We start from the raw sequence: 10,579 nt of genomic DNA, 5'->3' as shown, positions 1-10,579 counted from the left end.
AACCGGAGTCAAAATCCTCCAAAGGTTTACCCTACATACTCCGACGCCTTTTGTCAATGGGGGAACTTCAGTTTAGACAATTATAGGACTTACGCATGGGGGTCTAGAAACCGGGTTTTTTTACAAAAATACTTCGTTGCAACCGACAGATTCGGTAAACAACCCGGTTTGTTCTATCGGTGCATAAATCCTGAATTACTCATTACCAACTCCCCATTCCCAATTCCCCATTACCCATTACTATATGCAGCAAATAGAACGTTATCGCGGCAGTCTTCTCGGTTTAGCAGTTGGCGATGCTGTCGGAACAACTTTAGAGTTCCATCGCCCCGGAACGTTTGCGCCTATTAACGATATGGTTGGCGGTGGCCCGTTTCGAATAAAACCGGGCGAGTGGACGGATGATACTTCGATGGCGCTTTGTTTGGCTGAAAGTTTGATTGAGAAACAAGGTTTCGATCCAGTCCATCAATTAGAAACATATCTGCGGTGGAGTAAAGACGGACATTTGAGCAGCACTGGTGAATGTTTTGATATTGGAAATACTGTGCAGCAAGCTCTTGGGAATTTTGAAGATACAAGAAAACCTTTCTGCGGTTCTACCGATGTTTGGACTGCCGGCAACGGTTCGATTATGCGTTTGGCTCCGGTGCCTTTGTTTTATGCGAAAAATCCTTTGGAAGTCATAGATAAATCTGGAGAAAGTTCGAGAACTACTCACGCTGCTGCTACTTGTGTGGATGCTTGCCGCTATTTTGGTAATTTAATTGCGGGGGCTGTGAATGGGGTTGCTAAAGATGTGTTGCTTTCGGAAAGATATTGTCCGATTGGTGGCTATTGGGCAGCAAATCCGCTGGTGGCAGAGATTGATGAGATTGCGGCGGGTTCTTTTAAATTGCGACAACCTCCTGAAATTCAGGGTAGTGGTTATGTTGTCAAGTCTTTGGAGGCGGCACTTTGGGCATTTTACAACAGTTCTTCTTTTGCTGAAGGCTGTTTGTTGGCTGTGAATTTGGGCGATGACGCGGATACAACTGGTGCGGTTTACGGACAGTTGGCTGGGGCTTTTTACGGAGAATCTGGTATACCGCAAAAATGGCTCTCGCAATTAGTCGATCGCACTTTAATTGCATCTTTTGGCGATCGGCTTTTCTCTTTATCTAGTTAAAATCGATGTTTTAAATCAAGGGTGACAATTCCCAGGCATAACATAAATAATTGTAGGGGCGGGTTCACCGAAATATATGACACCCACCGACAAATCAGATAAACCCGCCCCATCCCATTCAGAAACTAGCAACTTGAGTTAATATAGATAAATTTACATCAACATTTCTGGTTGAAGGTTAATACAATCGTACTCGAAGCTCCGTCTCTCAAAGCCAAACCAACCGTCACCTGGGAACCCCTAGCAGCTAACTTCGTATTACCCGACGATCCGGTGGAAAATACTCAACAACCTTCTCTCGCGGATGCTCTCACCGATACACGGGGAGCCGCAGAATTTATCCAGCCAGAAATGCTGATTGCCTCTCATTTGGGGTTAGTCGCCACAGTCAATAAAAAGATTGTTGTCAAAGCTCCAGACTGGTTTTATGTGCCACAAGTGCATCCTTTAGCAGAGGGAGTAATTCGCCGTAGTTATACTCCTCATACTGATGGTGCTAATGTGGCGATCGTGATGGAGTTTCTCTCGGAAGCAGAGGGAGGAGGACTATCGGTCAGAGCCACTCCGCCCTATGGTAAACTCCACTTTTACGAACAGATTCTTTAAGTACCTACTTATGTCACTTATGACCCCTACGAAGGTATTTTAGAAGTGCGCTATTTGCAAGATGGGCGGTATGTTTTACATTCACCCAATGAGCAGGGGCGGGTGTGGATTCCACAACTGGAACTATATCTGGGGATTTGGTCGGGGGAAAGGTTGGGACAAACCATGAACTGGCTGCGCTGATGGGATGATGTAGGTAATTTGTTGCTGTGGAGTTGAGAACAAGCAGAGTCAAGAAAGGCAAAGGGCTGAGCAAGAAAGACAAAGGGCTGACCAGGAAAGCCAAAGGGTTCAACGATGGGTGGCTAAGTTGCGCGAATTGGGAGTTGATCCAGATTGAACGCTGATTGAAAGCTAATTTGCGCCCTTAATACACAGGACTTACCCCACCATCTACCAGAATAGGCGCAACCACAGGCAGATTGCCCCTACAAAACGCTATATTTTGTTGTTCGTAAGTCCTGAATCAAAAATCAAAAATCAAAAATCGACAATCAATTGACGTGTGTAGCAATTCGTGACACGTGTCTTCGCGTTTATCTAGGGTGTGTCATCAATTAAAAGAGTTGACAAAAGCTGGCGAATGTGCGTAGGGTTCGGATCGCTCACTCAAGCTTCAGGAAAACCCGATGACACGGCGCTACTGGCAGCATCAGTCATTTGGTTGGCTTAACCCTCCGATCGCTACTCACTACACGTTAATTCTGTTTTGTCAACCAACCTAATTAATGACACGCCCTACATATAAAAAATATTTATGAATAAATCTTAAGTTTTAATTAAATTTAGTATTATAATTTTGGTAACTTCCAACTAAGTATTTATTCTCACTATGATAGCGGATCAATTTCCTTGGCTGACCGCAATTGTCATCCTACCCCTGGTAGCTTCCCTCGCGATCCCTTTTCTGCCGGATACAGACGGCAAAACCGTGCGCTGGTATGCCCTAGGCGTAGGTATTGCAGATTTTGTATTAATGTGCTGGGTGTTTTGGACTCATTACGATCCGAGCATCTCTACTTTCCAAATCGTCGAGCAATATTCCTGGATACCTTCTTTAGGCCTCAACTGGTCTGTTTCCGTTGACGGACTGTCAGTTCCGTTGGTACTGTTGGCGGGATTGGTGACGACGCTATCAATCTTTGCAGCCTGGGAAGTCGATCGCAAGCCACGACTCTTCTACTTCCTAATGCTGGTGATGTACTCCGCACAAATAGGAGTGTTCGTCGCCCAAGACATCATGCTGCTGTTCATTGTCTGGGAACTCGAACTAATTCCGGTGTACCTGCTAATCTCGATTTGGGGCGGACAAAACCGTCGCTACGCAGCTACCAAATTCTTGATTTACACCGCAGGCGCTTCCATCTTTATTTTGATAGCTGCCTTAGCAATGGCATTCTACGGCGGAGGCACCCCCACCTTCGACATGGTAGAACTAGGCTTGAAGGACTACCCACTGGGTTTAGAATTATTCCTTTATGCGGGATTGCTGATTGCCTTCGGTGTGAAACTGGCGATTTTCCCCTTCCACACTTGGCTACCTGATGCCCACGGTGAAGCATCTTCTCCCGTATCGATGATTCTGGCCGGCGTATTGCTGAAAATGGGCGGATACGGACTGATTCGCCTGAATTTGGAACTTCTTCCCCAAGCACACGTTTACTTTGCACCGATTATGGCGGTGCTCGGCGTAGTCAATATTATCTACGGCGCGCTGAATTCCTTCGGCCAATCGAACATGAAGCGCCGCTTAGCGAATTCGTCGATTTCTCACATGGGATTCGTGTTGTTGGGTATTGCTTCCTTCACTGATTTGGGAATCAACGGGGCGCTGTTGCAAATGATTTCCCACGGTTTAATCGCCTCCGTATTGTTTTTCCTGGCTGGCGTTACTTACGATCGCACCCATACAATGATCATGGACGAGATGGGCGAGATTGGGAAAGTTATGCCGAAAGTGTTTGCCTTGTTTACCGCAGGCGCGATGGCATCTTTGGCACTCCCCGGCATGAGCGGTTTTGCTAGCGAACTCTCAGTGTTTGTGGGCGTCGCAACTAGCGATATGTACAGCGGTTCTTTCCGCGCGGTGACAGTGTTCCTGGCGGCAGTAGGACTGATTTTGACGCCGATTTATTTGCTCTCGATGCTGCGACAGTTATTTTACAACTGTGGCACCCTAGCTGCTTGCGACCTTGAGGATCTAAATCTGCAGAATCAGAGAAACAATCTGGATGAAGCGGTTTGTTTTGGTAATAGTTGCGTTTTGCCTGGTGATGCACCGTTTATTGATGCTAAACCTCGGGAAGTGGCGATCGCATTTTGCTTTTTGATACCGATTGTCGGCATTGGTTTTTATCCCAACATGGCGATGCAAGTCTACGATGCCAAGACTGTCGCAGTCAACGCAGAAGTCCGCCAATCTTACATCCAAATTGCTCAACAAAATCCTCGGATTTATGCGAATCAACTTTTGGTTCCCAAAATTGCTCAAGCTCAAAAATCGCCTGCTTTGGACAAAATTACAGGGTCTGAATCTGCATCGGTTTTTGGCATTGTCAAATAATTTTATCGAACTCTGTTTGTTTTGAAAATTGGGCGATCGCTTTTGTCAAAGGGCGATCGCCTTTTTGTTAGAAATGAGAATTAAATAACTTCCACTTTTGAAAGTGGGATGGGCGTCCCGCCCGTCCTTTTTCGACGGGCGGGACGCCCATCCCACAATAACAATTAAAATTGTAAGTTATTTAATTCGCGATCCTTAGCACTGAATTTCTGAAATAATCTGCGCCAAATTCTCCCTAGCATATCCCACCTCAAGAATCGATTTATCATCGAGATCAGAGGCTACTTTATTCAAGATATTTAGCGGTTCTTCAAAGCCTGTCGTCTTCACAAACAACACTTGCAACCTATTTTTTACTAATGCTAAAATAGAGCGACTTGGTTCGCCTTTATTCCCTTTCCGTTTAGCAATGTTGATGCTCAATTTGTGAGTTTTCAACAGCCGCATCCTTTCTATTCCTTGGGTCTTAACCGTCTCCAAAACCTCTGCTCGAATCTGATCGACTAATCTATCCGTCACATATTGCACGATCAAAGGCTGAAGCAGAAAAACAGTTTCCCCGCCCTCACTAATTTTGTCAATCAGCGAGCGACGACCCAGAGAATCGAGATTTTTTAGCAAATCCGAAAGCGATGAATTGGCGAACATCTGCTCTCGTAAAGTTGCTAGGGAAATCTGGCTTTGAGCAATAGCAATCCAGTAGGCAATATCTTGTTCGGAACTCGACATTCGATCGAACTGCTGCGCCAGCAAATTGCTGATATGTTCTTCAATAAATAACGCCGTTGCTTCCAAAAGCTTTAAAACATTTCCCTCGAAAAACTCGTTAATTGTTGTCGCTACAATCTTTAATGCTAACAGATTGCCTCCGTACCGGGATAACAAGATTTCCAACTCTTGATCTTGAGGCGACAAACCTTTTTCTTGGAAAATTTCCCGCGCTATTTCCTCGGAAATAGCAGGTTTTAAAGACCGCACTTTTTCTCCCGCCAGCAAAGCCAGTTCTGTAGGTTCTTCCGAACTAACTAGCAGTAAACAGCTATTGTGATTGACCTCACACAGCCGCACAATTAAATCTCGATATCCTTCGCAGCCTTCGCGGTAGTGTCCCGCTAATTCTTCTGGTCTGAGAACCGCTTCAAAATGGTCTAAAATTACCAGACAGCGGTGTTTCCGCAGATACTCGACCAAGCGCGAAATTTTGCTGTTGAGGTCGATGGGTACATCGGGTTTTTGTTGGTGAGAAAAAAGTTGAATTAAGCTTCCTAGGAAGTCGGATGGTGTTGGTGTCGATCGCAGCGATCGCCAAATCACAAAATCAAACTCATTCTGTACCTGTTTTGCCAACTGCACCGACAGAGTTGTTTTGCCGCTACCTGCCAAACCAAGCAGCGCTACCACGCGACAATTATCTGATACAATCCACTGCTTTAAAGTAGTTAATTCTTCAGTGCGTCCGTAAAAAACCGAAACATCCGGTGCTTGGCCCCAATCTTCCTGTCGGTGTCCAATCGCCATCTTCAATAGAGAGCCTTTACCTCCACTAAAATCGCTCGTTCCCTGATCGATGTGGTATGAAAACAGCAACTGATGCCTCAATTCCGAAAGCTTTCCAGGGCCGTTCCCCCCGATCTGAAACTTTTTGTAAACTTCGCCGAGTCTTTTGCGAACGGCGATGTCGCTAATGCCAAGCTTTGTGGCGATGGTCGCTGTAGATTGACCGTCGAGAGCCATAAACACAGTTTCTAACTCGGCATCTGTGACACCGCGCTGTTTGGCGATCGTTTGCACAAAGTTTTGAGGAATCGGAGTAGTCAAGGTAGGAATCTCGCCTATACTAAAAATCTATCTTCTATTATATTGTGTGAGTTATCGCAGGCGAGCAATTGAATCGAATCTACTAACGTTCAGCTTGCTTTTTGTTGTTTGGGCAGTTTTAGATATTTATACCCAATTATCGATTGTGATACAAGTTTAAAAAAATGCAACTCTAGGCCCGTGCTCCAAACCAATACACAATCAGTCATTCTCAATTATTTAACCCTTTAATCTAAGATGGTATGAGAAAGGGGAGCATCCCGCTTTTTAACTAAGCAGAAATACCGAGCTTGATGTCGTTATTTAAATATGCACATCTCAGTCTTAAAATTTGAGGCACATTTTTTTCGTTCCACTGTGCACCTACAATCTTAATTCTTGCTCCAATCTGTTTAATTAAAGACTCTACAGCTCCCGAACCAATATCAATACCCTGAATAAAGATAATTTTGGTAATCTGGGATTCTTGACTGATGTTTTCGGAGATAATTCTGGAAATTTTTACTTTCTTTAGCTCTAACTCCTATAAATTCAGCTATAGCTTCTATTGTTACTCCTTGCCACAGTTGGTTCTTCGCTCTCCTCAATCGTTTGAGCGAACCTCCTACTCTATGTAGATTTTCTATTCCCCTGATACCAATCGAGTACCTCTCTTCTTTTCTCAAGAGTCCCAATTTGCTTAAACAGATTCCACACCCCATCATGACCATCCCCCAAGCAGGTTATCGCTTCACTTTGAGGTTGCCTATTTACCCATGCCACTAAATCTGGATTATTTTGGAAAAAAGCTGCCCCTACAAAGGCGATGTACCTTAACCGCCTTATAGTTCCTCCAGATACTTTCTTCTCCTTCATGAGTTCTCAGTCTGACATTTCCTGCGTCTATACTCAATGCTTCTACTTGCTCCGTAGCTTGAGCCGAGGAGAATTCGTAACGCTCTAATAGTCGATGTTGTGTACTGTGCGGTACATAAATTCCTGTCAACATTTTGAGGTCTCTCTCGGCATTGGCAAAAGATTCATTTCCCACTAATAATAAACAACATTTTTCCAAATTAAAACTCAGACGACTTCCCTTCTTTATTCCCAGCCTTTGGGCTTGTTTACTCGATATAGTTATTTCTCCTACACAACTTTTTATGGTTCTTTTTCTACCCGAACCTTTTCCCCCCGCCGACTGAAAAAAAAAACGCTAATTTCTGGTGCTACTGTCTCAATTAAATGTTCTCTCACACTCAGTTCTACGGATTCAAAGCTTTGTAGATTGTCTACTGGGGTATTCTTATAAAGGATCTCTGCTATTTCTTGGAGATTTATTTTGATCTTCTGCTGTTCTTCTGGGGTCATGCGAACTTGGATTATGGTAATTTATCTGCTTTCTATAGCAAGTCTATTTGAGTTGTGAATGTAGAACAACCTGAAACGCTTGTGATGATTGAATCGATTGTTTACAAATCAAATGGTTTTGCTATATTATGCCATCAGCTTAGCCAGACAATAGTCTGAGTATTTATACTGACTGCAAAAGTGGGATGCTCCCATACAACTCGCTCTAGAAAGACCGAGAACAGTATGGGTAGCAATTCAAGAAGTCGAGTTATCAAAATGCACAGGTAAGAAAGTAATAGCCATCGTCATGAATGCAGAGACTTTCGATACCGCGACTGAAATAGATTATTTGATGAGTAATTTTGACTTATCAACAGCTACAGAGGAGTGGATAGTAAAAACTTATTCACAAAGAAATTGGGTCGAAGTTTTCTATCGGGAAGCCAAGGGCTGCTTGGGGTTAAATGAATATCAAGTCAGAGATGAAAGCAGCCTTAAAAGACATTTTATTATGGTGTTTTGTGCCTACACTTTCATTTTGTGGCATACCTTAACAGGAGGATTAAGGCGCAGATGGGCAAACAAACCTTTAAACACTTTTACGCTATGCACTCGAAGCATTTCGGACAGCCATATCTTTTAGGTTTGTGAAATGGTTGAACCAAAATTGGGACGTATTCTCCGCTTATAAAGCCAGTTTAGGCTTTGTTTGGGCTTAAAATTTGTTTAAGTCCCGTTAGTTGCAATTTGGGGAAATATATCGGTTCTTCGATTTCCCCTCCCATAGTCAGGAGTCTCGCTCACTCAAATGTCCGGGTGTTGAAATCCGCCAATGTCACTACCTGTCGTTTAACTGCGTCTATATCTATCATAGAAAGGATGTGAGAAATTATAGGAAACCTGTTATGGCGACAAATGAAAGTCAAATAAATCACATTTACGGTTCAGAGGATGCTCAGGGTATTTTACAGCTTGCGATCGCGCGGCGACAGGATGAAGGGGAATTATCCAGAGTGCAGCTTTTCGAGATTGCAGCGGAATTGGGCATTTCCGAACAGGATATTGTAGCGGCGGAACAGCAATGGTTAGCAACTAGAGGAGAATTTCAAGAAAAGCTGGTTTTTAACTCTTACCGTCGTCGCAAATTGCAGAAAAATGTGACAAAGTACGCAATTATCAATACTTTTCTAGTTTTGTTTAACCTAGCAGGTTCGCACGAGCTTTCTTGGTCACTGTTCATTTTACTCACGTGGGGCTTGGGATTGTCGCTGAATGCTTGGAATGTTTATCAAACTGAAGGGGAAGATTACGAAGAAGCGTTTCAGCGGTGGCGGTTGAAGAAACAAGTGGGAGAATCTATTGGTACTGTGACGAATAAGTTTATGAAGTGGTTGCAGTCGTGACTTGGTATGGTAAAAAATGCTATCGTCCTTTCTTTTACTTCACCTGGTGAAGTAATTCGGATTTTAACTCGTTATATCAATTCCGGTTATACCGGAATGATTGTTGACTGTTGACTGTAGAAGGAGGAGTCGAAAAACTGAATATGTGAGTGTTAACTGTTGACTCGATTTTATGATTCTGATGCAACCGGAAACGATGTTACTGGAAAGAATAATTGTTAAGATGTTTTCTTGAACCTATCCCAAAGCGCGATCGCCCTTTATTGAGTTACACAATGAAGGACACTGCAATGCCGTGTCCCTACAAATATCCCTCTTTTAGTCCCTCCCGCCAGTCGATCGCATTCTCTGGGCCCGAAAAACCTAACTTTCCTGGGGCAACTTTCCATTAACAGCATCTTTAACCACAGGATGAATTAAAGCAGATCGCAAACCTTGCCGAATTTCCGAACTCAAATACCGGCGCTGCAAAACCTGCCATTTTTGCCAAGCTGCATAGCGATTTGCGGCCAACAAACCAGCCAACTTCGGCAACTCTTTTTTCAGATCACGCTCGACAAAATCTGTCAGAAACTCGCCTAAAACTTCACTGTCTTGAATATCGCCCAAACATTCCTGAACAGCTTTCACATCTTCGACATAAACTTCGTAAGTCTCGCTGTAAAAATCTCCAAACAGATTCATCAAATAGCGAACTCGCTTAGCTTGCTTCCGCAAATCGTGCAGAATAGTTCCCTCGGCTGCTAACTTCTCTTCGACAGCCTCAGCATTTAAATCATCAACAACTTTAACTTTACCATCCTCATATTCCGTACCCAACAGCCAAGCCGGATGCAGGAAAAACTCACTGACTTGAGGTAACAGTAAATCTGGCAAAACCTCAGCAATTGGCAAATGTTCGATCGCCTGAAACTTCGGTTTTTCCAGCCAATCCTCGATCGACTGCTTCAGCGATTCGTAGCTTTTGTGCTCTAAAATCGCCCTCACCCCTTTCAAAGCCCGGTGGCGCTGTTTGAGCAAATTCAACAAAGCCTTATCCAAAACTTTCTGTTCGTCAGTGGGCAAATTCGGGTAATAGCGGTTTTGGAGACTTTCGAGCATCACATCCAAATCCCTGAGCGTTCCCAGAATCCGCCCCACCTTACCAATTTTACGTTCAGAAGCCTCTTTTGGCCAATCTAAAACCGGAGCAAAACCAGTCACAGCCGATCGCAAACGTCTCAATCCCACGCGCATTTGATGAAGTTCTTCCGCGTCTTTGTCTTTGATAACTTCAGCCTCGTGCGCTATACTTTTGCGGAAATATTTCTCAATCGCTCCAGATGCAGCGTCTCCGAGAGTTTTAACTTTTGCTGATGTTTTTACGTTCATGGCAGGTGTAGATTCCAGATCCCCGATTGACTTTAATTTGGATTTCAAGGCTTTGCTAATAAGGGGTTATATCCTAGCACACACTTTTAATTTTGGAAGCGCCACCACAATAAATCTTAATATAAAGTGCTTGACAATTTATACAAAATCAGAATTTAGCAATCTTCAATTCTTCAATTCTTCAATCCAAAATCCAAAATCCAAAATCCAAAATCCAAAATCCAAAATCCAAAATCCAAAATCCAAAATCTAAAATCTAAAATCTAAAATCTAAAATCTAAAATCTAAAATCTAAAATCTAAAATCTAAAATCTAAAATCT

The 10,579-nt window shown here is 43.4% G+C and carries 5 protein-coding genes and 3 pseudogenes; 5 read left to right on the top strand and 3 right to left on the bottom strand.

Features of this window, described 5'->3' with window-relative positions:
* Positions 1-244: 244 nt before the first annotated feature.
* The 3 genes and pseudogenes from QUA03_RS27200 to QUA03_RS27190 all read left to right on the top strand — a co-directional run bounded on the left by QUA03_RS27200 (position 245) and on the right by QUA03_RS27190 (position 4,337).
* The gene (locus tag QUA03_RS27200; RefSeq protein WP_333216607.1) at positions 245-1,168 is read left to right on the top strand and encodes an ADP-ribosylglycohydrolase family protein; all 924 of its coding nucleotides are present in this window, start codon (positions 245-247) and stop codon (positions 1,166-1,168) included.
* A gap of 186 nt (positions 1,169-1,354) precedes the next feature.
* Positions 1,355-2,114: pseudogene (locus QUA03_RS29085) on the top strand (Uma2 family endonuclease).
* Between the two features lie 492 nt (positions 2,115-2,606).
* Positions 2,607-4,337 (top strand): NAD(P)H-quinone oxidoreductase subunit 4, encoded by a 1,731-nt coding sequence (locus QUA03_RS27190; protein WP_333216604.1) that lies wholly within the window; start codon positions 2,607-2,609, stop codon positions 4,335-4,337.
* A 195-nt stretch (positions 4,338-4,532) separates the two neighbouring features.
* Here the strand turns inward: QUA03_RS27190 and QUA03_RS27185 are convergent, their stop codons facing one another.
* Positions 4,533-6,155, bottom strand: coding sequence for an NB-ARC domain-containing protein (locus QUA03_RS27185; RefSeq protein WP_333216603.1), 1,623 nt, complete (start codon positions 6,153-6,155; stop codon positions 4,533-4,535).
* 271 nt (positions 6,156-6,426) lie between these two features.
* Positions 6,427-7,502: pseudogene (locus tag QUA03_RS27180) on the bottom strand (ISKra4 family transposase).
* A gap of 193 nt (positions 7,503-7,695) precedes the next feature.
* On the opposite strand from QUA03_RS27180, the pseudogene QUA03_RS27175 reads away from it, so the two are divergent.
* Positions 7,696-8,203, top strand: a pseudogene (locus QUA03_RS27175) (IS701 family transposase); the annotation flags it as partial.
* A gap of 186 nt (positions 8,204-8,389) precedes the next feature.
* On the top strand, positions 8,390-8,887 hold the full coding sequence (locus QUA03_RS27170; protein ID WP_333216601.1) for a 2TM domain-containing protein: 498 nt from the start codon (positions 8,390-8,392) through the stop codon (positions 8,885-8,887).
* Positions 8,888-9,250: 363 nt separating this feature from the next.
* Here QUA03_RS27170 and QUA03_RS27165 read toward each other — a convergent pair whose 3' ends face one another.
* On the bottom strand, positions 9,251-10,258 hold the full coding sequence (locus QUA03_RS27165) for a CHAD domain-containing protein (RefSeq protein WP_333216599.1): 1,008 nt from the start codon (positions 10,256-10,258) through the stop codon (positions 9,251-9,253).
* Positions 10,259-10,579: the final 321 nt, after the last annotated feature.

This window comes from Microcoleus sp. S36b_A4 (assembly GCF_036700645.1).
Taxonomy (GTDB): Bacteria; Cyanobacteriota; Cyanobacteriia; order Cyanobacteriales; family Microcoleaceae; genus Microcoleus.
This window is presented reverse-complemented; position numbering and strand designations above follow the sequence as displayed.

Bases quoted from the DNA above. Each gene is read 5' to 3' on its own strand.
- QUA03_RS27200 (WP_333216607.1), top strand. From the start codon at position 245: ATGCAGCAAATAGAACGTTATCGCGGCAGTCTTCTCGGTTTAGCAGTT.
- QUA03_RS27190 (WP_333216604.1), top strand. From the start codon at position 2,607: ATGATAGCGGATCAATTTCCTTGGCTGACCGCAATTGTCATCCTACCC.
- QUA03_RS27170 (WP_333216601.1), top strand. From the start codon at position 8,390: ATGGCGACAAATGAAAGTCAAATAAATCACATTTACGGTTCAGAGGAT.
- QUA03_RS27165 (WP_333216599.1), bottom strand. From the start codon at position 10,258: ATGAACGTAAAAACATCAGCAAAAGTTAAAACTCTCGGAGACGCTGCA.